Origin of the sequence: Mycobacterium sp. ACS1612 (genome assembly GCF_001667505.1) — a bacterium.
Lineage (GTDB): Bacteria > Actinomycetota > Actinomycetes > Mycobacteriales > Mycobacteriaceae > Mycobacterium.
In genome coordinates, this window is sequence record NZ_LZHZ01000023.1 from 49,916 (window position 1) to 71,340 (window position 21,425).

Consider the following 21,425-nt stretch of genomic DNA (forward strand, 5'->3'; position numbering starts at 1 on the left):
GCTCGATGGTAGGCGACGGACTTAATGACGCAGCGGCGCCGGGCTCCAGAGTCCGCTACGAGTTGCCGAACCGAGATCCAGCCGGGCCGGTTGCGCGTTCGGGTAGTACGGCGTGAGCTGCTGCAGCGCGCCCCAGTCGCGGAACCAGTCGTCCTTTAAATAGGTCGGGACGGTGGTGGGCCGCAGCAGCAGTTCGGTGATGCCGAGCGGTCCGCCGCCGAGGTTGTCCATCACCGGCGAGTTGGCCTCCGCGCCGAACCGATCCGGCAGGATGCGCCACTTGGGCACCTCGATGACGCCGTATTGGTGATCGAACGGCCGCTGGCAGGGAAACGCCATGCCGACGAGCCAGTCGAGCAGTACCGGATCCTGCGAGCCGACCACGTCCTGCAGGGTGCGCAGGTGCGGGATGCGCGGCGGCGTGACGGCGATCCAGTGCAGCGGGTTGAGGTCGTCGTCGGTGGCCACCAACCGAATCTGGGTGGCGTCGCGCGGGATGGCGGCCAGCGGTGCCCGCAGGTTGCGCCACGCAGGCGCGGAGCCGACGTCGGCGAAGCCGACGGATCCCGCGGGCTGACCCTTGCTGTCGGCCCACTGCACCACGATCTCACCGGGATCGAATCGACCAGCGGCCGATACGACCAGCAGCGGGCCCGCCTCGTCGCGGGGCGGCAGCCGGTACCACGCCGAACGCAGCGCGGCGGGCTGCTGGGTGCCCGCGCGCCAACTGCCCATCACCGGCGTGCGCGCCGGATCGAGGTTGTACGGCAGCCGGGCCTTCGAGCCGTTCACCCCGGCCGCGGCGGTGGTGCCGCCCTCGGTGCCTGCCTCGTTGGCGGTCGTGGCTCCGGTCTCGGTGTCCGCGAAGTTCGACGTGCCCGGCGACTCCATCACCGGGTCGGCGGACACGTCGGCAGGAATTCCGTTGGGGCCGAAGCCCTGTGCGGTGACCGCGCCGAGCGCCTCACCCACCGGCGTGCCGATCGGCGTCAGCCTTCCGGCGTTGGGGTCCTGTTCGACCAGCACGTCGTTGGCCAGCCCGCAGGTCTTGCCGGTGAGCGCCTCGAGGTTGGACCGGCCGACGCTCCACGCCGGGTACTGCTCCGTCACCCCCAATGTCAGGGTCAGCACCTCGAAAATCACCAGCACCCAGGTGGCGATCGCCAACGGCGACTGCACTATTCGCTGCCAGCGGTGGGTGGTGGGCGGCGAGTTGTCGCGGCCCGAGAAGTGGAACCACGCGGCCACCAGAAGCGCGAGCACCGAAAGGCCGAGCAGGAAGGTAGTGAAGCCGAAGTGCCACTCGGGGAACTGATTCGACCACGGCACACCGAAGTTGGAGACGTACCACCACCCGTTGACCGTCGCGAACGACAAAGCCATCACGAACAGCACCGCCGCGGCGAACATCGCCCGGTTGCGCCGCGACTTCATCGCCGCCGCGGTGACCGCCACCGCTGCCAGCGCACCGACCGATCCGGCCAAGCCTGCGAACACACCGAAGTGATGTGTCCACTTGGTGGGGGTGAACATCATCGCAAGGAACGAGATGATCGTGATGCCGACGATGCGCCGACTCGGCCCCAGCGCAGTGCCGGGAATCCTGCCCTTGCGCAACGACATTGCCACCGCGACAGCCAGCGCCAGCAGCAGCGTCAGCACCGCGAACCGGCGCGCGACCGACCCGTCGGGACTGGTGGTGAACAAGCGCTCGTAGCGGATGTGTTCGTCGAACCAACTCAGGCTGGGCCCGACGGCGGATTTGAACGTGCTGGCCTGGATCTCGCCGATCAGGGTCTGGTCGCGGAAGATCAGGATGATCGTCACGGTGCAGGCAGCCAGGATCGGCGCGAGCAGCGCCAGGTAGCCGAAGCGCGAGGTATGCCGCGCCACAATCGTTTTCAGCGGGCCGACCGCCACCAGCAGGGCGCCGACGGCGGCGATGCCCGTCGGCCCTGAGAACAGGGTCAGCGCACCGATGATGATCGCGATCGCCACCGGCAGCATCCGGTTGGTGGCCACCCCGCGCTCGACGGAGCACCAGGTGAGCAGGATGCCAAGGGCGATAATGGGTTCCGGCCGCAGCCCATTGTTCAGCGGCAGCCAGAATGCCAGGAACATGCCTGCCGCGGTCCATGCCGCGGCACGGCTGGACTTGACCGCGGCGCCCAGCCTGGGGATGACTTCCCTGCTGATCAGCCACCAGCACGCCAGCGCCATCACCAGTGTGGGCAGTCGCACCCACGCGCTGTTGGTGCTGACGTGTGCCCACAGCGCGAGCAGATCGTAGTACCAGCCGAACGGCGCTTCCGGCGTGCCGAACCATCGGTAGTAGTTGGCCATGTAGCCGGCGTGCTCGGACACCCTGGCCATGGTCAGGATGTAGCCGTCGTCAGATGTGTTGGCGCCGACGAAGTGCCACCACACCAGGACGGCTGCCACCAACCCGTCCAACACGGAGATGGACCACCAGCGCGGCGGCAGGAAATGCTTGATCCGTCTGCCGTCGGCGATGTCGAGGACGTGCAGCGCGCCGAGGGCGACGACCGTCATAGCGACGCCGATGATCATCGCCAGCATCTTCAGCAGCGTCGGGGAACTGCTGTACCGCGAATCGATCGTCGCCGAGAAACTCAGGCCGGGCGGCGCCGGACCGGCCAGGTCGGTGAACACCCCGACGATCTGCGGCCGGAAGTCGTACCCGCCGCGCTCGCCGCGCAACGGCTTGCCTGCGTCCTCGTCGGCGTCGGGGCCCTTCACCAGGCCGACGAACTCGCCGGCGACCTTGTCGGCGTGGGCGGTGAAGGTGAGGCGTTGACATTCGGGGCTGAGCACCTGGCTCAGCGGCGCGCTGACGACCGGGGTGTTGCGGACGATGACGAGCAGGTCGTTGTTGACGCGCTCGATCAGCAGCCCGCGGTCGACGGCTTTCGGTGCCTGCTTCGGCACCGTCGACAGCAGCACGGTTTTGCCGGGACCGGTCAGCCCCGCCGCGGTGCTGCACGGCACGGAGATGGTCAGGTCGGTGGCGACGTATCCGATCAGCGGCGCGTTGACGCTTTGCAGCACACCGTTCTGCGGCCAGTTCAGCTGCGCGGTGGTCTGGGTGACCGGCAGCAAGGGCGTCGCGATTGCCAGCGCGGCACCGAGCAGCCCGGCCACGATGGCGAGCAGCCGCGCGGTGCGATGATTGCCCGCGACGGTCACGGGGCTTGATGGTAATTGGCCTGCATGTGGGGGCGCTTCTTCCGGTGGGCAGGAGCGCAGCGACCCGGGTTTCGTTTGGGCCATCAGCGCCCTACGCTTCCGCGAGACTGCGCTTTCTGACGGAAAGTGCGAGTGGGCGGCTCAACAACCGTAGGTTCGACGCTCATTTGCCCGGTTCCGTTCTGATCGCCAACACGAAGGGCCCGACGGTGGAGACGTCGAAGCGCGGGTCGTCGAACAGCTTCTTGTCGAGCGTGACGTGGTAGCGGCGGACGTTCGGTTGATTCGGGTAGACGTCCGACGCCAGCCGCAGGGTGTAGGTGTCGTTTGCGCCGCGACGCATCAGGAACACAGTGGGCGGCTTCCACGGCAGCTTGTCCAGCGCGGCGATGAACTGGTCGGCGGTGCTCAGCGTGGCCCAGCTCTCGATCGCCGCCGCGCGCTGGTCGAACTGCGCAAGCGGGTTGGCGTAGTGCGACGTCAGCCCCTGGAAGCCGTAATACGGGTAGTACGACAGGAAGCTGTAATCGGCTGTCAGCACCACGATCTCGTCGCGTGGCAGCCCGGTGGTCCGCAGGATCTTGTCGTCGATCTCGCGGTAGTACTGTTCGGCGCCTGGCGGCCGACGGTCGGCGCGTTGGCCGTAGCCGTCGGTGTCGGTGTAGGCGACGACGATGTCGGAGCGCAGCACGTCGGGAATGTCCTGGCTGAATGTCAGCGCGCCGATGGCGCCGAGGGTGGCCGCGGCCGCGAGGACTCGGCGCGAGTTCTCCGGCCTGACCCTGGCGGCCAGCGCGCGCGTGATGTCGATGAACCCGAATGCGCCCGCCGCGGTCAGCAGGATCGTCAGTGTGGGCTGCAGCCGGAACGACAACAACGTGGTGCCCAGCAAGGTGGTCAGCATCGACAATAGCGACCAGGCGTAGACCGCTAGCACCGCGATGGCCAGCGCACCGGCGCGCGTCGACGTGCGGGCGTAGACCACCAGCCACAGCGTGCCCACCATGCACAGCGCGCCGAGCAAGGTGAAGTGCAGCATCGGGAATTCCAGCTGCGCACCGGCCGACGGCAGATAGTGCTGCGCGGTGCCCGAATCCGCGGGGTGGCCGTTGATCGCGGCGATCAGATACGGCCCCCACCCGAGAAGCGAGATGGCTCCGGCGATCACGGCGATCACCGCACCCCTGATCAAGGGGTCCAGCCGTTTACGGGCAGCCGCCAACAGCACTCCCATGATCGCCAGCGTGAACGCGGCGTAGACGAACAGCAGCGTGTAGAGCAGTGCGGCGACACCGAGGAAGACCCCCGTGCCGATGACGGCCGCCCATCCGCCGTTGCGTGTCGCGCCGCGCAGGCCCGACCACGCGAGCACGAACACCGGCGGCAGCAGCACCGCGATGATGGCGGCGTACGGTTCGGTCGGCGAGTAGGCCAGCGCCGCCGCAGCCGTCGCCGTCGAAACGATCAACGCGTACTCGAAGCGAACCATGCTGGCCCACAACACAAGAGCCAGCACCACGGCGATCGTGATCGAGATGATCGCCCACGGCTTGAACATCTCCCACGCGGGCGTACCGGTCAGCGCCGCCAGCCTGCCGCCGACCCAGAACCAGCCCGGTGGATAGAACGGCGGCAGACCGTAATAGGTCATGTCGTGCGGACCGGCTGTGTCGGTGAGCCTGGTCAGATACTCCGTGCGGAACTGCTGGTCGACCGAGATGCCGAACAGGTAGAGCTTGGTGGCGCCAAGCGGCATCGCCAGCGTGACCACTGCGAACGCGGCAGTGAACACCAGCGCCGCGACCTTCGCCACCAGTTGGCGCCCTCGACGCCAAAGCCAGCCGCTGGCGAATATACCTGCCAGGCAACCGAACTGGCCCACCGTTGTCAGCGCGTGCAGTTGGTTCGACGAGTTGTACGCGGGCCACTCCACCCGCGATATCGCCGCAAGCGAGACCACCGCAACCACCACCGCCACGACGACCGCCACCGCCATCTGGCCGGCTACTGCCCAATGTCGCCGCCGGCGCGGCTCTCCGGCCAGCGCGTCGCGCATCAGATGGGGAGCTTGCGGAAGATGGGCCGCGGAATGTGTCGCAACACCATCATCACGTACCTGAACGCCCCCGGCGCCCATACCAGTTCCTTGCCCTTGGCCGATGCCGTGACCGCCAACTCGGCGACGTACTCCTTGTCGACGGTGAACGGCGCTTCCTTAGTGCCCGTCGCCTTCCAATGCGCGATGGTTGTGCTGGTGCGCACCTGTCCGGGCCTGATCACCAGCACCCGAACCCCGAACTCCCGCAGCGCTTCCCCGAGGCCCAGATAGAAGCCGTCGAGGCCGGCCTTGGTGGACCCGTAGACGAAGTTGGATCGCCGCACTCGCTCACCGGCGGCGGAACTCATCGCGATGATCTGGCCGAAGCCCTGCGCCTTCATCTTCTCGCCGAGCAACACGCCGACGGAAACCGCTGCGGTGTAGTTGATCTCGGCGATCTGCACGGCCTTGCGCTGGTCCTGCCACAGCTCCTCGGCGTTGCCGAGCAGGCCGAACGCCACGATCGCCACGTCGACGTCGCCCCGTGCGAACGCGGCGTCGACGACCTTGGGATGGCTTTCGGTGTCGATGCCGTCGAAGTCGAGCCACTCGACCGACTTGGCGCCTGCCTGTTGCATCGCCGCGATCGCCTTGTCCTTGCCGGGGTGATCCGGCAGATCTGCCAGCACGATGCGGGCGCGCGCGTTGCGCAGATAGCGCTCGCAGATGGCCAGTCCGATCTCGGACGTGCCGCCGAGCAGCAGAATGGTCTGGGGGTTACCCACGGCGTCGAGAACCATCTAGAGCAACTCCAAGCGTCGGGCCATGTCGGAGGCGAACACGCCGTTGGGATCCACCTTGCGGCGCACGGCGATCCACTCGTCGATTCGCGGATACATGGCGTGGAAGGTCTCGGCCGTGGTCCGGTTGTCCTTGGCGGTGTACAGCTTGCCGCCGAACTCCAGCACGCGACGGTCGAGTTCGTTGAGGAACTCGTTCAGGCCGGGCTTGATCTGGAAGTCGACGCAGACGTTCCAGCCCGGAATCGGGAAGCTCAGCGGCGCCTGATTGCCGGGTCCGAACAGCTTGAACACGTTGAGGAACGAGTAGTGGCCGGACTTCTGGATGTCGTACATGATGCCCTTGAACGCGTCGACGGCTTCGGTCGGCACCACAAACTGGTACTGGCCGAAACCCGCTGAGCCGTAAGCACGATTCCACTCGCCGACCATGTCCAGCGGATGATAGAACTGCGTCAAGTTCTGGGCCTTGCCGCGATAGGTCTTGCCCATCCGGTACCAGACCTCGGTCATGGCGCCGAAGATCACCTTGTTGCCCAGTCCGCTGGGAAACACGTCAGGTGTCGTGAAGTACTGCGGCGCATCGAATTTCAGCGGGTCCTTCTGCAGCTTCTTCGGCAATTGGTCTACCGTCGCCAGCGACCCGCGGGAGATCACCGCGCGGCCGAGCTTCGGCGGCGGGCTGATCGCGTCGAACCAACCCGACGAATAGGTGTAGTTGTCCTCGGTGCCGTCGCTGTGGAACGCGATGGTCTCGTCGAGGCCGGACGTCACGTCGCCGTCGGCGATGAAGTATGCCGTCTCGGTCGGCGTCATCGCGATGGTCGCCCGCAGGATGATGCCCGTCAGGCCGTTGCCGCCCACGGTCGCCCAGAACAGTTCAGACTCCGGGCCGTCGGGGGTGAGTTTCCGGATCTCACCGTCGGCGGTGAGCAGATCCATCGAGCGGACGTGGTTGCCGAAGCTGCCCGCGCTGTGGTGGTTCTTGCCGTGGATGTCGCAGGCGATCGCGCCGCCGACGGTGACCTGCCGGGTGCCGGGCAGCACCGGGACCCACAGCCCGAGCGGCAGGGCGGCCCGCATCAGTTGGTCGAGATTGACGCCCGCGTCGACATCAACCAGATGGGTGTCACTGTCCATGGTGTGGATGCGGTTCAGCGCGGTCATGTCGACGACGAGGCCGCCGCCGTTCTGCGCGTTGTCCCCGTAGGAGCGCCCCAGCCCACGCGCGATCACGCCGCGGTTGTCGGCGTGCGACACGGCCTTGGCGATCACCTCGGGGTCCGGCGTCGACAGCACCTGCGCGACGCTCGGCGCGGTGCGAGCCCAGCCGGTGAGCCGCCGGGTAGTGGTCTCAAACATCGTGACGAGGGTACCGCCTGGCGGCGGGGGCTCAGCGCAGCCGAAAAATGACCGCCCGTTGGACGATGAAGTTGATCACGGTCGCCGTGCCCTGGGCGATGACGAACGCCACCGGCACCGCCCATGCCGTGTAGTTCAACAGATGCAGGCAGAAATGGTTCAGTCCGACCTGTACCGCGAAGGTCACGCCGTAGAGCACCATGACTGCGATGAACCGGGCGGTGCTCGGCTCGGCCTGGAACGTCCAGCGCCGGTTGATCAGGTACGCGGTGATGGTGCCGAAGACGAAGCTGATGGCCTTGGCCAGGTCGACCTGAAGGCCCACTGCCTTGTAGAGCAGTACGTAGAGCCCGAAGTCGACGATCGCCGAGAGGCCGCCGGTGACGATGAACCGCCATACCTGCGTCTTCAGGGTCAGGTTCGGCGACATGGGGGGCTCGGCCACCCGGGCAGCTTAGCCAGCCAGGCTGCTGGCCCTCAGCACCGCGCACAGCGCTTCCACCGCGGCGGCGAACGCGTGCTCGGACGGTGCGGCGAAGCCGACGACGATCCCGTCGCGATCGGGCACGTCCCGGCCGGCCAGCGGATGGCGCATCCGTGACAGCCCTTGTAGCGCGATGCCTGCCTCCCCGGCCCGGCGCAGCACCTCGGGTTCGCTGCCGTCGGGAAGGGTCAACAGCACGTTGACGCCTGCGGACAGGCCGCTGATCTCGACGTCGAAGCCGGTCAGCGCCTCGACAAGAGCGTCGCGGCGCCGCCGGTAACGCACCCGCATCTTGCGGATGTGGCGGTCGTACTGGCCACTGCTGATGAAGTCAGCCATGGCGAGCTGGCTGATCGCGTCGACGTAGAACTGATGCCCGCCCCCGGCCTCGATGACCGGTTCGATGAGGTCCTCCGGCAGCGCCATCCAGCCGATCCGCAAAGTCTGCGACAGGGCCTTGCTCGCCGATCCCATGTATGCGACGTGGTCGGGGTCCAGCGCCTGCAGCGCGCCGATCGGCTGCCGGTCGTATCGGAACTCGCCGTCGTAGTCGTCGTCGAAGATGTAGCCCCCGGTGCGCTGCGCCCATTCGACGACGGCCGTGCGCCGCACCGGATGCAGTGCGACGCCCTGCGGGTTGTGATGGGCCGGGGTGAGCAGCACCGCAGGGACGTCGAGTGCATCGAGATCGCTTACCACGGCGCCGTTTTCGTCAAGGCCGATCGGCACGGTCGATACCCCGAGGGCGGCGATGGCGTCGCGGAAGATGTGCAGCGCGTAGGCCTCAACGGCGATCGGTCCGCCGACGGCGCGCGCCAGCAGTTCGATCGCATGCCGGACACCGGCGCAGATCACGATGGCCTCCGCCGAGGTGCGCACGCCGCGGGCCCGGGTGAGGTATTCGGCGAGGGCGTCGCGAAGTTCGGGCCGCCCGCGCGGATCACTCATCCGCAGCGCATCTGTGGGCGCGTTGGTCAGAGCCCTGCGGGTCGCGGCCACCCATGCGGCGCGCGGAAACTCCGACACATCGGGGGAACCGGGCATCAGGTTGTGGGTCGGGACGACGCGGACACCGCGAGAGATCGCGGGCGTGTCAGTGCCTCCGACGTTGACCACCCATGTACCCGTGCCCTGCCTGGATGCGAGCCATCCTTCTGCGACCAGTTCGGCGTACGCCTCGGCCACGGTGTTGCGGGCCAATCCGAGGTCGGCGGCCAGGGTGCGCGACGGCGGCAGCATCGTGCCGGGTGCCAGGCGCCCGGCACGGACGGCGTCACGCAGGGCGGTGAGCAGCAGTTCCCGCGCGCCCCGGGCGCCGGGAGTGATGGGCGGCCCAAGATCGAGGTGGAGATCACGCCTCCCAGAATTGGCCCACGATTCCATAGCTGGATTGAACCATGTTTGTGGGACTTTGACGGTTAATGTCGACGGTATGACGACAACATCGGAGACACTGGACAACCTGCCAACGAGCCGGCTCAAGATCTACAAGACGTCGCCGGAGCTTTACGACGCGATGATGGCGCTGAGCACCGCGGCCGCCAAGGACGTCGAACCGGAACTCGGCGAGCTGATCAAGATCCGCGCCTCGCAGATCAACCACTGCGCGTTCTGCCTCGACATGCACACGCGCGACGCCCGCAAGCACGGTGTCAGCGACCAGAAGCTGGACGTGCTGGCGGCCTGGGAAGAGGCCGGGGACCTGTTCACCGAGCGTGAGCGCGCAGCGCTGGCGCTGACCGAGGCCGTCACCGAACTCGGCAACGGCCATGTCCCCGATGACGTGTATGCAAGGGCCGCAGCGGTTTTCACCGAACGTGAGCTGGGCCAGGTGATTGCGATGGCGGTCACCATCAACGCGTGGAACCGCATCAACGTGACCATTCGCCTGGAACCGCCGCGCCGATGAGCCGCCGGATCAACCTCAACCGGGTATCGCCCGAGGTGTACGAGGCGATGGTGACGCTGAACGCCGCGGCGGCCAAGGATCTCCGTCCGGATCTAGCCGAGCTGATCAAGATTCGCGCATCGCAGATGAACCACTGCGCGTTCTGCCTTGACATGCACAGCACCGACGCCCGCAAGCGCGGGATCAACGAGCAGAAGTTGACGCTGTTGCCCGCTTGGCAGGAGGCCGAGGGCGTCTACTCCGAGCAGGAGCAGGCGGCGCTGGCGCTGACGGAGGAGATGACCGATCTCGCCCGTCATCATGTCTCCGACCAGGTGTATGCCCGTGCGGCAGCGGCATTCTCGGAACGTGAGCTGGGTCAGGTGATCGCGATGGCGCTGACCATCAACGCCTGGAACCGCATCGGGGTGACCACACGCCTGCCGCTGCCCAAGCACTAGGGCGGGTGAGGTTTCCGGGCGGGTAACAGCGCCGCCGCGGCGAAGACCGCGCTGCACCCGAGGAACACCCCGCCCAAGGTGTCCGAGAACCAGTGGACGCCGAGGTAGATGCGCGTCGCGGCAACGACCGCGGCGACGACGGCGATGCCGAGCCAGACGAGGAAATGGCGGGGCTTCGCCCCGAACGCGATCGCCGCGACGCCCAACAGCGACACCGCCGCGGAGACGTGGCCGGACGGGAAGGTGTGTTCGGTGAGATGAGCTGAGCCAACTGGATGGGCGGCCGTGATGATCTGCTTGCCGACAGTGCTGCCGACCCCCACCAACCCGACCGTCGCAATCACCACGATCCCGGTCCACGCCGATCGGCGCACGACGGCGCTGACCAACGCGACCGCCAGCGTCGCGGGCACGACGAAATTCGGCGACCCGATCTGGGTCAGCGTCAGCGCGACCTTCGTCCGCTCCGGCGCGACGTGCGGATGCACGCGCGCAGCGACCGCACCGTCGAGCCAGACCGCATCGCCGCCTTCGCGGATGTTGTAGGCCACGGCCAGAAGCAACGCGAAGAAGATCACCGACGCCATCAAACATATCGATGACCGCAGCCAGAACGGCAGCGGAGGCGGACGATCGGTCACGGCGACAGTTTGCCGTATGTGATGGTCGAGGGGTGCGAACCCGATCCGGTGCCGACGTATTCATCGACGGCGATGTCGTCTACAAGGTGCACCGGCCCGGTACCGATCCGCGTGCGCTGGCGACCCGTCTTCGCATCGCGGCGGGGTCGGCTTCGTTGTTGGCGCCGCTCGACGTGACGCCCGAGCGGGTCGGCATGCGTTGGCGCACCCGCTGGCCGAGGGTGGAAACCGTTGTGCGGCAACCGGAATGCGCGCCATGGGCGGACGCCGGACGGCTGCTGGCGCAGCTGCACAGCGAACCCGTGGCGGCCCGGCTGCCGCACGGCTGGCCACAGCGGCTACGACGCATGCTGCGTGCCACCGATGACGACGTCGTCCGGCGGGCGGCGGCCGAATTGCCTACCGAGGCGTGGCGGGCAGGTTCACCGGACCGGCCGTCGACGTTGGTGCACGGTGACTGGCACCTCGGTCAGTTGGGCAGGCGGGCCGGATCGTGGCTGCTGATCGACGTCGACGACCTCGGGGTCGGCGATCCGGCATGGGACCTCGCCAGGCCCTCGGGATTCTGGGCCGCGGGCCTCATCCCCGACGTCGACTGGGCCGCGTTCCTTCAGGCTTACCGCGAGGCCGGTGGTTGCGCGCTGCCACCCGGTGACCCGTGGCCGGTGCTCGAACCGTTCGCTCGCGCCGCTGTCGTGCAGGCCGCCGCGCATTATCCCGACGACGAGATGCTGCGCGCCGCATGTGAGCGGATGCGCTAGCTGGAGAAAAACAGGCGGCCGAATCCCTGCTTGCGGTAGTACCTGTTGCCGCGATGGCCCCAGCCCGGTCCGTAGTCGTAGCCGTGCTGGGCGGGCGGCGGTGGCGGGGGAGCAGCCTGCACGAACCGGTTCTCCATTTGGGTGAGCGCCTCGAGTTCGCCGAAGTCGAGGAAGATGCCGCGGCAGGTGTCGCACTGCTCGAGGTGGATGCCGTTGCGCTCGTAAGTCTTCATGACGCCTGCGCACTTCGGGCACAGCAGCGTGTTCCCCACGCCGGGGGACGGAGTGGACTTCGGTGGCTCGTATGGCGGGATGCTCATACGTCCTCAACGGTCGAGCATCCTGTGAAGTGCCTGGGACCCGTGAGGTAACGCTGCACCGTCGGGCCGACCCATTCCACGAGTTCGTCGACGCCGGCCGACGCCATCGGCTCGATCCTCAATTGGTAGCGCGCGAACGCCAGCCCCATCAAATGCGACGCGACGAGTTCGACACGCAGCACCGCATCGTCGACGCCGAACTCCGACGCCACCCGACCTGCGACCGGGCCGGCCAACGTGTCGTGAAGTAGCTGGCGCGCCAACGGTTGATCCGCCGCCGAGCGCCACACCGTCAACAGCGGTTCGAAGGTGTCGCCCTCGTCCCAACGTTCGATGAATCGCCGGACCAGGCGCACACCGATGTCGTCGCGGCCGTCCTCGAGCAGGGCGGGCAACTGGTGCAGCGGATGCTCGGGGACGTCGATCACCGCCGCGGCGAACAACCCCTCCTTGTTGCCGAAGAAGTAGTACACCATCGCGACGTCGACCCCCGCGTCGCCGGCGATGCCGCGAACCGTGGCGTTCTCGTAGCCGCGCTTGAAGTGTTCGCGAGCCACTTCGAGGATGCGCTGCTTGCTCAGCTGGCCCGTCCGCCACCTGCCGGTTTTCCGGCTCTCCGTCATGGGGAGCAGCGTACTTCAACAACCGTTGACGTTTATTGGCCCCGAAGCGTAGCGTGCTTCTTCAGCGACCGTTGAAGAAGGAGGCTCTCGAAATGACACGTCGACGGCTGTGGTGGCGGCATCTGCTTTCGGTGCTGTTGGCGCCGGTGATGATGACGGTCTTCATCCCGTGGGCCATCGCGGCGGCCACCGGCGTCTCAGCGCCGGACCTGAGCACCGCCAAGGGATTGGCGCTCGCCACCGGGGGCGGCCTGTTGATCGCCGCGGGCCTCGCCATGTTGGTATGGACCGTGGTGCTGTTCGACCGGGTCGGTGAGGGCACGCTGGCCATCGGCTCACCGGTGAAACTGGTCGTCCGCGGCCCGTATCGCTACGTCCGCAACCCGATGATGACGGGCGTGTTCGCCATTCAAATCGGCATCGCGATCGTCTTCGCGTCGCCTTGGCTGTTGGGCTGGTTCGCGTTCTTCTTCACCTGCGTGCTGATCGCGATCCGGACCGTCGAGGAGCCGCACTTGTGCAAGCGCTTCGGGGCCGACTACGACGAATACCGGCGTCACGTTCCCCGATGGATTCCCCGACCCACGGCGTGGGAACCGAGTCGCGTCTAGACCCAGTACGGCACGCGCGCGCGGTACTGGCGCATCGCCAACGCGGCGAACATCCAGCCGACCACGGTCAGCACGATCACCACCACCCAGTGGTGCAACTCCTGATCGGCGCCGAGCAACGGCGCCCGGACGATGTCGAGGTAATGCAGCAGAGGATTAAGCTCGACGATCCTGGCGTAGGAGCCCGCACCCTGCTGCTGCAAGGTCGACTCGTTCCAAATGATCGGCGTCATGAAGAACAACAACTGCACGAGGCTGAACAACAGCGGGCTGATGTCGCGATAGCGGGTGGCCAGAATGCCGAAACAGATTGACACCCAGACCATGTTCAGCACGATCAGGCCGAGCGCGGGGATGACGGCGAGGTCGGTCCACTTCCACGGCTTGGGGAAGATGATCGCGATCGCGACGAAGATGATGATGTTGTGCGCGAACAGGATCACCTGCCGCCACACCAACCGGTAGACATGCACGCTCAGTGGCGTCGGAAGTTGTTTGATCAGGCCCTCATTGGCGACGAACACCTCGGCGCCTTCCAGGATCGAGGCATTGATCAGGTTCCAGATGATGAGGCCAAGCGTGACGTAGGGCAGATGCTCAGCAAGCGGAAGCTTGAACAGTTTCGAGTACAGCAGGCCCATGGCGATTGCCGTGGCGCCGGTGGCGATCGTGATCCAGAACGGGCCAAGCACCGAACGCCGGTAACGCTGCTTGATGTCCTGCCAGCCCAGGTGCAGCCACAGCTCACGCTTGCCGAATCCGGCGACAAGATCGCCCCATGCGCGGCTCATCGTGCGCGACCGCGCTGCCGCGTCGGTGAACGTCACTGCGTCGGCCTCTCGAATCTTTCGCGGCGGCCCAGGCGCCGCAGCCGAATCCACTCCCACAGCCCTGCGGGGTCCCGCCGGGAGACCAGAAAATACCAGCCGAACCGGATCCATTCCTGTGGCAATAGTTTTCGCATACCAGGTTGTGACATCAGATAGCCACGGTTGCGGTAGGTGAAGAACCGCTTCGACGCGTCGTCGGGGTACTGCGTATGCATTCGCCCGCCGAGAATCGGCTTGAACTCGTCGCTGCCGTGCGGATGCAGGTAGACCGCGTTCAGGCAGGTCCCAAACGGCAGCCCGGAGCGCAGCAGCCGCCTGTGCACCTCCACCTCGTCGCCACGCACGAACAACCGAAGGTCAGGGACACCGACCGCTTCCAGCGTCGAAGCCCTGAACAACGCGCCGTTGAACAGCGATGCGATCCCCGGCAGCAGATCCTCGGTCCCTGTGCGCAATTCGCTTGCGCGTCGACGCCACACCAGTCCTCGGCGCAACGGGAAAGCCAGCCGTTGCGGATCCGCCATGTCGCACACCATCGGTGACACCTCTGCGAGCCGGTACGTCGAAGCGCACGCCAACAGAGTGCCCAGTACTTCGGAGTCGGCGGGCCGCCCGTCGTCGTCAGCCAGCCATACCCAGTCGGCGCCCAACGCGAGTGCATGCAACATGCCCAACGCGAAACCGCCTGCGCCGCCGAGGTTTCGGCGCGAACCGAGATAGGTCGATGCGATCGGTTGGGCGTTCACGATCTCGCGCACCCGCGGATCGTCGTCGTTGTCCACCACCACCAGATGGTCGGGCGTCCGCGTCTGCACGGAAACGGACTCAAGCGACTTCGCCAGTTCGTCGGGGCGCCGATGCGTGACCACCACGGTGCACACGAATTCAGTCATGCGCGCGCTCACGGCCTCAGTCATGCGCCCGCTCACGGGCGTTCTCTTCCAGCACCTCGCGAACGTGCCGCGCGGCGTCCGGCCCCTCGTAGGCGCCGACCACCTCCTCGATGCCGCCGGTCATCTTGACGGTGCCGTGGTCGATCCACATCGCGGTCTTGCACAGCCGCGCCAGGAACTCGTTGGAATGGCTTGCAAACACCAGGATTCCGGACCGCTCGACCAGATTCTGCAGCCGCGTCTGGGCCTTCTTCAGGAAGTCGGCGTCCACCGCGCCGATACCCTCGTCGAGCAGCAGGATTTCGGGGTCGATGCTGGTGACTACGCCCATCGCCAACCGCACCCGCATGCCGGTCGAGTAGGTGCGCAGCGGCATCGACAGGTAATCGCCGAGTTCGGTGAACTCCGCGATCTCGTCGACCTTGGCCAGCATCTGTTTTCGCGTCTGGCCGAGGAACAACCCGCGGATGATGATGTTCTCGAAACCCGAGATCTCCGGATCCATGCCGACGCCGAGGTCGAACACCGGCGCCACCCGACCGGTGACCGTGGCCACCCCGCGGGTGGGTTCGTAGATGCCGGACAGCAGCCGCAGCAGCGTCGACTTTCCGGCACCGTTGTGTCCGACCAGCCCGACCCGGTCACCCAGTTCGAGCGACATCGTGATGTCGCGCAACGCCTCGATGACCACGACGTTGGACTCGTTGCGCCCGATCGCGCCGCCGGCCTTGCCGAGGAACGCCTTCTTCAGCGAGCGTGTCTTCGCGTCGAAGATCGGGAACTCCACCCACGCGTTGTGGGTCTCGATGTGGACCACGCTTGTCTACAGGTACTGACCGGTCCCGCCGCCGCGCTGGCCGGGAACAGCGACGCCGGGCGGCAGCGCGCCTTGGCCGCGCATTTGCTCCAGTTGCTGCCGCGCGGCCATCTGCTGGGCGAACAGCGCGGTTTGAATGCCGTGGAACAGCCCCTCGAGCCAGCCCACGAGTTGAGCCTGGGCGATGCGCAACTCGGCGTCGGAAGGAACGGCCTCTTCGGTGAACGGAAGCGTGAGCCGTTCGAGCTCCTCACGCAGCTCCGGCGCCAGCCCGTCCTCGAGTTCGCGAATGCTGGTGCGGTGGATCTCGCGCAGCCGGTTGCGGCTGGCGTCGTCCAGCGGTGCGGCGCGCACCTCCTCGAGCAGCTGCTTGATCATGGTGCCGATCCGCATCACCTTCGCGGGCTGCTCCACGAGGTCGGTCAGCGACTTGCTGTCGCTCTCCTCATCGCTGGAATCGCCGCTGATGATCTCGATGTTGTCGTCGTCGGTGTTTGCAGTCATTGCCTCTGCGTTCCCTCTAGTTCCCGCGCCATTCGTAGATTCGGGCCTCGCCGTTGTCGTAGATCTTCTCCCACGACCGTGACCTATCTAGCGACACTAGCCCGTCGGGCATGACGAACCCGCGGACCACCGGTGTGCTCGTGACCACGTAGCGGACGTTGAGCGCCTTGACCGCCTCGGCCACCCGCGGGTCTCTGTCCGCGTCGTCGGCGTAGGCCCACAGTATGAATCGGTGGTAGCCCGGCCCCTGCTGGACGGGGTAGTCGTAATGCGTCCACAGCGGATGCAGATTGGCCACGGCGTACATCCACGCCGTGCCGTCCGTGTTCGCGTTGCCGATCAGGGTGTCCCGGGCTCCTGGCAGGGTGGCCAGGTACGCCCACGCCTGCAGATCCTTGGCGTCGACCATCACCCGGTCGTACTTCTCGCCGAACAGAAACTGGGCCCGCGGTAGATACGCGAGCCCGATGCCGATGCTGACTGCCACCACGATGGCCGCGGTGGCCGCGTGCCAGGCGCGTGGACCGCCTCTCCCGATCACCTTGCGCGCGCCCGCCACCAATGCCGACGCCAGCGTGAACACCGCGATGCCGACCGCGGCCGCCAGCAGCATCGTGACCACCGCCGACAGCCGCCGCGGATCGCTGTAGAACAGGTCACTGAACTTCCCGGTGATCGCGCCGATCGGCCCGCCGAACGGTGCCGACGAATGCACGATCGCCAGCACCAGCAGCGCCCACACCGCCAACGGCCACCACACTCGTCGCACGATCAGCACGATCGCCCCGACGGCCGCCAGGATGATCAGCACCCACTGGATGGGGAAGTCGTTGAGGTGGCGGGTGTGCTGCACGACGGCGTCGATGAGGCCGCGCTTCTTGCCCTCGTGCGTGACGAATGCATGCCCCGCGATGATGTCGGCCTCCTGCAGCACGCCGAGGAACTGGGGCAGTAGCAGCGCCAACGCCGGCACCCCGATGATCAACAGCGTGACGAAGTCGGCGGCCCGCCCGCGGACGGGGCGCCACAACGCGTCGAAGAGCCACCACCCGCCGATGAACAGGACGGTCACCACGCCGCCGGTGATGTGCACGGAGAACACCCCGAGCAGGGCCAGCACGGCCAGCGGGATGCGGTCGCGGTGACGCAGCGATGAAACGACCAGCAGCATGGTCGGCACGGCGAGGCCGTAGGCGACCAGATTCGGCATCGACGCGACGTCGAACTCGACGTACGGCAGGGCGGTGAACGACGCCGACAGCGCGGCCGCGGCGGCCGCGGCGCCCGCCGCACGGAATTCGTCGGTCCGGCCGCGCAGCAGATGCCACGTCAGCGCCGCGGCGCTGACCGGGAACAGCCATAACGAGGCGGCCAGGGAGCTCAGCGTGTAGGCGGTGGTGGGCGCGGCGCCGGACACCTGACTGAATACCGCGGCCAGCGCATGGAAGGTCGACGGGTAGTACAGCGCTTCGTGGGTCTCGACGTTACGCAACTCACCCATGTGGGTCGGCGACGCCTGGCCGGTGTCGAGGATGAAGCGAATCGTGTTCGCGTGCCAAACCGAATCCCAGTTACTGGGGATCGACTGCCAGTTCGGCATGCCCCGAACCGCCGCCAACCCGATCAGCAAGGCGCCCAGCAGCACGCCTGCGGCCACCACGAGCGCGGGTCCGCGACTTGCCGCCCGTGCCTCGGCGTCGACGTCGCGAACACGGGCCAGCACCACCCGCAAACCCACCGCGATGCCCGTGACGATGGCCAGAGCAAACAATGCCGTCCAACCGTTCCACGGGATGCCGAGTGCGCCATACGGAACGATCGCAAGCGCGACAATGCCGTAGGTCAGCGTCGGACCGACCGCGACGGCGGTCGGCCAAGTTAGCCGAGTGACGCGTGCCACCACTGCCCCGGGGATCACTAGCAACAACAGTGCAATTAGCACTCCGAACCCGAAGCTCACTGGACTAGTATGGCTGCCCAGGTGACTCGGTCCGGGCACGGCATGGGCAGCGACACGGCGCGGCCGGGCATCCGCCAAAATCGTCTCGGTTCACGGACTCACAGAGGCTCTAAGGTGGGCTGGCATGGCATACGACGTCGCCCGGGTGCGCGGTCTGCACCCCTCGTTGGGCGATGGCTGGGTGCACTTCGATGCGCAGCACGGCATGCTTCTCCCTGACACCGTCGGCAGAGCGGTCTCGACCGCGTTCCGCGGATCGATGCCGACCCCGGTGGGACCACACCCGTCGGCAAGACGCAGCGCCGCACTGCTGGACGCCGCGCGCCAGGCCGTTGCCGATCTGATCAACGCCGATCCGCGGGGAGTGGTGCTGGGCGCCGACCGCGCGGTCCTGCTGACCTCACTGGCGGACGCGTCCTCGTCGCGAGTGGGTCTCGGCTACGAGGTGGTGGTGACCCGTCTCGACGACGAGGCGAACATCGCACCGTGGTTGCGGGCCGCCAACCGCTATGGCGCCAAAGTGAAGTGGGCCGAGGTCGACATCGAGACCGGTGAGCTGCCCGCCTGGCAGTGGGAGGGCCTGATCGCCGCGCCCACCCGTCTGGTCGCGATCAGTTCAGCCTCCTCGACGCTGGGCACGCTGACCGAGTTGCGACCCGTCACCAAGCTGGTGCACGAGGTGGGCGGGTTGGTGGTCGTCGACCATTCGGCGGCCGCGCCGTACCGGCTCATTGACATCCATGAGATCGACGCTGACGTGGTGGCCGTCAACGCGATGGCGTGGGGCGGTCCGCCGATCGGCGCGCTGGTGTTCCGAGACCCGTCGCTGATCAACTCGTTCAGTTCGGTATCGCTCAACCCGTATGCCACCGGCCCCGCGCGCCTAGAGGTGGGCACGCATCAATTCGGCTTGCTCGCAGGCGTTGTCGCGAGCATCGAGTATCTGGCGGGCCTCGACGAGTCGGCGCAGGGCTCACGGCGCGAACGTCTTTCGGTGTCAATGCAATCCGCGTCGACCTACATGAACCGAGTGTTCGACTATCTGCTGACCTCGCTGCGGTCGCTGCCGACGGTGATGGTGATCGGCAGACCGGAGGCGCACATCCCGGTGCTGAGTTTCGCGGTCACCGATGTGCCCGCCGAGAAGGTCGTGCAGCGACTGGCCGACAACGGCGTCCTGGCGATCTCCAACGTGAGTTCGCGGGTGCTGGATGTCATCGGGGTCAACGACATCGGCGGCGCAGTGACGGTCGGGCTTGCGCACTACTCGACGACCGCGGAGGTCGATCAACTCGTCCGCGCTTTGGCCTCGCTAGGCTGAATCCCCAACGCGCAACAGGATTTTCCCTGATACCTCACCCGAGGCGAGCAACTCGTGGGCGGCCTTGGCCTCCTTGATCGGGAACTCGGCGCCGATGATCGGGCGCACCTGACCGTCGGCGATCATCGGCCAGACGTTGGCGACCACTTCGCTGACGATCTCGCTCTTGCTGCCTGGGCCACTGACCGGGCGCGACCGAAGCGCCGTGGCGATGACGCCCGCGCGCTTGCCGAGCAGCTTGCCGATGTTGAGTTCGGCCTTGACGCCGCCCTGCATGCCGATGATCACCAACCGACCGCCAGTGGCGAGCGCGTCGATGTTCCGGTCGAGGTACTTGGCGCCCATGATGTCGAGGATCACGTCGGCGCCACCTTCAGCGCGCACCCGCTCGACGAAGTCTTCATCGCGGTAGTTGAGGGTGATCTCGGCACCGAGTTCGGCGCAGAGGTCCAGCTTGTTCTGCGCACCCGCGGTGACGGCCACCCTGGCGCCCAGCGCGCGAGCCACCTGAATGCCGTGCGTGCCGATGCCGCTGGCTCCGCCGTGGATCAGCAACAATTGACCGGCTGTCAGGCCCGCGGTCATGACAAGGTTCGACCACAACGTGCACGCCACTTCGGGCAATCCAGCGGCATGATGCAGCGGTACATCGCCGGGAATCGGCATCACCTGGCCGGCGGGCACAGCGACGAATTCGGCGTAGCCGCCGCCCGCCAGCAAAGCACAGACTTGTTGCCCGATCGCCCACCCGGTGACCCCGGCGCCGACCTCGGCGACGGTTCCGGACACCTCGAGACCGAGCGTCTGACTGGCTCCGGGAGGGGGCGGATAGTTGCCGGCGGCCTGCAACAGGTCGGCACGGTTGACCCCCGCTGCACTTACCTTGATGAGGACTTCACCGGAATCCGGGGTGATGTCGGGAACTTCTTGCCAGGTGAGTTGATCGGCTGACTCGGCCACGATCGCACGCATCGGCTCAACCCTACTACGGACTGAGTACAGTCTGGCTTTCCCTCCCGTAGCTATGCTTGCCTGCTTTACTATAGCGAAATGGAGGGGATGATTGCCGGGCGCACCGCCAGTGATATGCCTGGCTTAGATATCGCTGAACAGAGGTCGTGGCAAAACTTCCTCGACTCAGCGCTGCGAATGTATGCGACCCTGAACCGGTCGCTGGTGGACGCACATCACTTGACCCTGAATGATGTGCGGCTGCTCGACATCTTGGACAAGTCCGCGACGGGGTCGGCGCGGATGGGGGACCTCGCCGACGCGCTGATGTCATTGCCGAGCCGGGTGACCCGGCAGATTCGGCGACTGGAACTTCAGGGCCTGGTACGCCGCGGCGCCAGTCCCGACGACGGACGGGGTGTGCTCGCGTCGATCACCGACGAGGGGCGCACCGCGGTGGCCGAGGCCATGCTGACCTACGGCCAGGGGGTACGCACACACTTTCTCGGTAGATTGTCTCGCCCGCAGATCGCTGCGATGGGCGAGAACTGCCGGCGAATCAGCGCGGCACTGAAGGCAGGTGCACCGCCGGCCAAACTCGGTCGCGTCTAGCCCGTCGCGTCGCCTGACACCCACCCCGTACCCTTGTCGGCGGTGGCGTGGCAGAGCGGCCTAATGCACTCGCCTTGAAAGCGAGAGACGGCTAAAACCGTCCGGGGGTTCAAATCCCTCCGCCACCGCTTTCGAGGGATTTTCGCTTGCGAAAGTTGCATCAGCAAAAGTCGGCCTGATGCATTCTCTGAGTAGCGCCCGAATCACGATCAAACCGGCGTAGCCTCGCAACATGACGGGGGCTGTCGTAGCGATCGGGGTATCGCTGCTCATCATCGCGCTGACCACCTGGGTGGTTAAACCGTGCACCCGCACGGTCCGGTGTTCGGAAGCAATCTCAG

21 protein-coding genes and 1 tRNA gene are annotated in these 21,425 nt (G+C 66.7%); 7 read left to right on the plus strand and 15 right to left on the minus strand.

Features of this window, described 5'->3' with window-relative positions; translation table 11 throughout:
* Window positions 1–21 precede the first annotated feature (21 nt).
* From A5724_RS09745 to A5724_RS09770, 6 genes are all read right to left on the minus strand, one after another.
* A complete protein-coding gene (locus A5724_RS09745; protein WP_197518603.1) occupies window positions 22–3,291 on the minus strand; it encodes an arabinosyltransferase domain-containing protein in 3,270 nt (1,089 codons plus the stop codon).
* A gap of 79 nt (window positions 3,292–3,370) precedes the next feature.
* Window positions 3,371–5,263 carry a galactan 5-O-arabinofuranosyltransferase gene (locus A5724_RS09750; protein ID WP_067800005.1) on the minus strand — a complete coding sequence of 631 codons (1,893 nt, stop codon included), beginning with the start codon at window positions 5,261–5,263 and terminating at the stop codon, window positions 3,371–3,373.
* Entirely contained in the window at window positions 5,263–6,045 is a 783-nt protein-coding gene (locus A5724_RS09755) for a decaprenylphospho-beta-D-erythro-pentofuranosid-2-ulose 2-reductase (protein ID WP_067800007.1), read from the minus strand. The genes A5724_RS09750 and A5724_RS09755 overlap by 1 nt, the downstream gene beginning before the upstream one ends.
* A complete protein-coding gene (locus A5724_RS09760; protein ID WP_067800010.1) occupies window positions 6,046–7,407 on the minus strand; it encodes an FAD-binding oxidoreductase in 1,362 nt (453 codons plus the stop codon).
* A gap of 31 nt (window positions 7,408–7,438) precedes the next feature.
* Window positions 7,439–7,837: a GtrA family protein gene (locus tag A5724_RS09765; protein ID WP_067800012.1), complete on the minus strand. Its 399-nt coding sequence runs from the start codon at window positions 7,835–7,837 to the stop codon at window positions 7,439–7,441.
* A gap of 24 nt (window positions 7,838–7,861) precedes the next feature.
* On the minus strand, window positions 7,862–9,274 hold the full coding sequence (locus A5724_RS09770) for a PLP-dependent aminotransferase family protein (protein ID WP_067800014.1): 1,413 nt from the start codon (window positions 9,272–9,274) through the stop codon (window positions 7,862–7,864).
* Between the two features lie 49 nt (window positions 9,275–9,323).
* Between A5724_RS09770 and A5724_RS09775 the strand changes: the two genes are divergently transcribed.
* Both A5724_RS09775 and A5724_RS09780 read left to right on the plus strand, forming a co-directional pair.
* Window positions 9,324–9,800, plus strand: a complete 477-nt coding sequence (locus A5724_RS09775; RefSeq protein ID WP_067800017.1) for a carboxymuconolactone decarboxylase family protein — start codon at window positions 9,324–9,326, stop codon at window positions 9,798–9,800.
* Window positions 9,797–10,240, plus strand: coding sequence for a carboxymuconolactone decarboxylase family protein (locus tag A5724_RS09780; RefSeq protein ID WP_067800020.1), 444 nt, complete (start codon window positions 9,797–9,799; stop codon window positions 10,238–10,240). The genes A5724_RS09775 and A5724_RS09780 overlap by 4 nt, the downstream gene beginning before the upstream one ends.
* On the opposite strand, the gene A5724_RS09785 is transcribed toward A5724_RS09780, so the two are convergent.
* Window positions 10,237–10,881, minus strand: a complete 645-nt coding sequence (locus tag A5724_RS09785; RefSeq protein WP_067800023.1) for a phosphatase PAP2 family protein — start codon at window positions 10,879–10,881, stop codon at window positions 10,237–10,239. The genes A5724_RS09780 and A5724_RS09785 overlap by 4 nt on opposite strands.
* 32 nt (window positions 10,882–10,913) lie before the next feature.
* Between A5724_RS09785 and A5724_RS09790 the strand changes: the two genes are divergently transcribed.
* Complete coding sequence (locus A5724_RS09790) at window positions 10,914–11,642, plus strand: phosphotransferase family protein (RefSeq protein WP_067800026.1); 729 nt, start codon at window positions 10,914–10,916, stop codon at window positions 11,640–11,642.
* Here A5724_RS09790 and A5724_RS09795 read toward each other — a convergent pair.
* Window positions 11,639–11,962, minus strand: coding sequence for a zf-TFIIB domain-containing protein (locus tag A5724_RS09795; RefSeq protein ID WP_067800029.1), 324 nt, complete (start codon window positions 11,960–11,962; stop codon window positions 11,639–11,641). The genes A5724_RS09790 and A5724_RS09795 overlap by 4 nt on opposite strands.
* Entirely contained in the window at window positions 11,959–12,585 is a 627-nt protein-coding gene (locus A5724_RS09800; protein WP_067800031.1) for a TetR family transcriptional regulator, read from the minus strand. Before A5724_RS09800 ends, A5724_RS09795 begins: the two co-directional genes overlap by 4 nt.
* A gap of 92 nt (window positions 12,586–12,677) precedes the next feature.
* On the opposite strand from A5724_RS09800, the gene A5724_RS09805 reads away from it, so the two are divergent.
* Complete coding sequence (locus A5724_RS09805; RefSeq protein WP_067800113.1) at window positions 12,678–13,196, plus strand: isoprenylcysteine carboxylmethyltransferase family protein; 519 nt, start codon at window positions 12,678–12,680, stop codon at window positions 13,194–13,196.
* Here the strand turns inward: A5724_RS09805 and A5724_RS09810 are convergent.
* The 5 genes from A5724_RS09810 to A5724_RS09830 are packed head-to-tail and all read right to left on the minus strand — an operon-like array spanning window position 13,193 to window position 18,200.
* Window positions 13,193–14,023: an ABC transporter permease gene (locus A5724_RS09810; RefSeq protein ID WP_067800034.1), complete on the minus strand. Its 831-nt coding sequence runs from the start codon at window positions 14,021–14,023 to the stop codon at window positions 13,193–13,195. The genes A5724_RS09805 and A5724_RS09810 overlap by 4 nt on opposite strands.
* Window positions 14,020–14,919: a glycosyltransferase gene (locus A5724_RS09815; RefSeq protein WP_067800115.1), complete on the minus strand. Its 900-nt coding sequence runs from the start codon at window positions 14,917–14,919 to the stop codon at window positions 14,020–14,022. Before A5724_RS09815 ends, A5724_RS09810 begins: the two co-directional genes overlap by 4 nt.
* A gap of 16 nt (window positions 14,920–14,935) precedes the next feature.
* Window positions 14,936–15,736 carry an ABC transporter ATP-binding protein gene (locus A5724_RS09820; RefSeq protein ID WP_067800038.1) on the minus strand — a complete coding sequence of 267 codons (801 nt, stop codon included), beginning with the start codon at window positions 15,734–15,736 and terminating at the stop codon, window positions 14,936–14,938.
* A 6-nt stretch (window positions 15,737–15,742) separates the two neighbouring features.
* Entirely contained in the window at window positions 15,743–16,240 is a 498-nt protein-coding gene (locus tag A5724_RS09825; RefSeq protein WP_067800040.1) for a bacterial proteasome activator family protein, read from the minus strand.
* Between the two features lie 16 nt (window positions 16,241–16,256).
* Entirely contained in the window at window positions 16,257–18,200 is a 1,944-nt protein-coding gene (locus tag A5724_RS09830; protein WP_067800043.1) for a DUF6541 family protein, read from the minus strand.
* Window positions 18,201–18,324: 124 nt separating this feature from the next.
* Between A5724_RS09830 and A5724_RS09835 the strand changes: the two genes are divergently transcribed.
* Window positions 18,325–19,521: a cysteine desulfurase-like protein gene (locus A5724_RS09835; RefSeq protein ID WP_067800048.1), complete on the plus strand. Its 1,197-nt coding sequence runs from the start codon at window positions 18,325–18,327 to the stop codon at window positions 19,519–19,521.
* On the opposite strand, the gene A5724_RS09840 is transcribed toward A5724_RS09835, so the two are convergent.
* Window positions 19,513–20,493 (minus strand): NAD(P)H-quinone oxidoreductase, encoded by a 981-nt coding sequence (locus A5724_RS09840; RefSeq protein WP_067800050.1) that lies wholly within the window; start codon window positions 20,491–20,493, stop codon window positions 19,513–19,515. The genes A5724_RS09835 and A5724_RS09840 overlap by 9 nt on opposite strands.
* A gap of 78 nt (window positions 20,494–20,571) precedes the next feature.
* Between A5724_RS09840 and A5724_RS09845 the strand changes: the two genes are divergently transcribed.
* Window positions 20,572–21,084 carry a MarR family winged helix-turn-helix transcriptional regulator gene (locus A5724_RS09845; protein ID WP_067800053.1) on the plus strand — a complete coding sequence of 171 codons (513 nt, stop codon included), beginning with the start codon at window positions 20,572–20,574 and terminating at the stop codon, window positions 21,082–21,084.
* A gap of 41 nt (window positions 21,085–21,125) precedes the next feature.
* A tRNA-Ser gene (locus tag A5724_RS09850) sits at window positions 21,126–21,212 on the plus strand.
* Window positions 21,213–21,425: the final 213 nt, after the last annotated feature.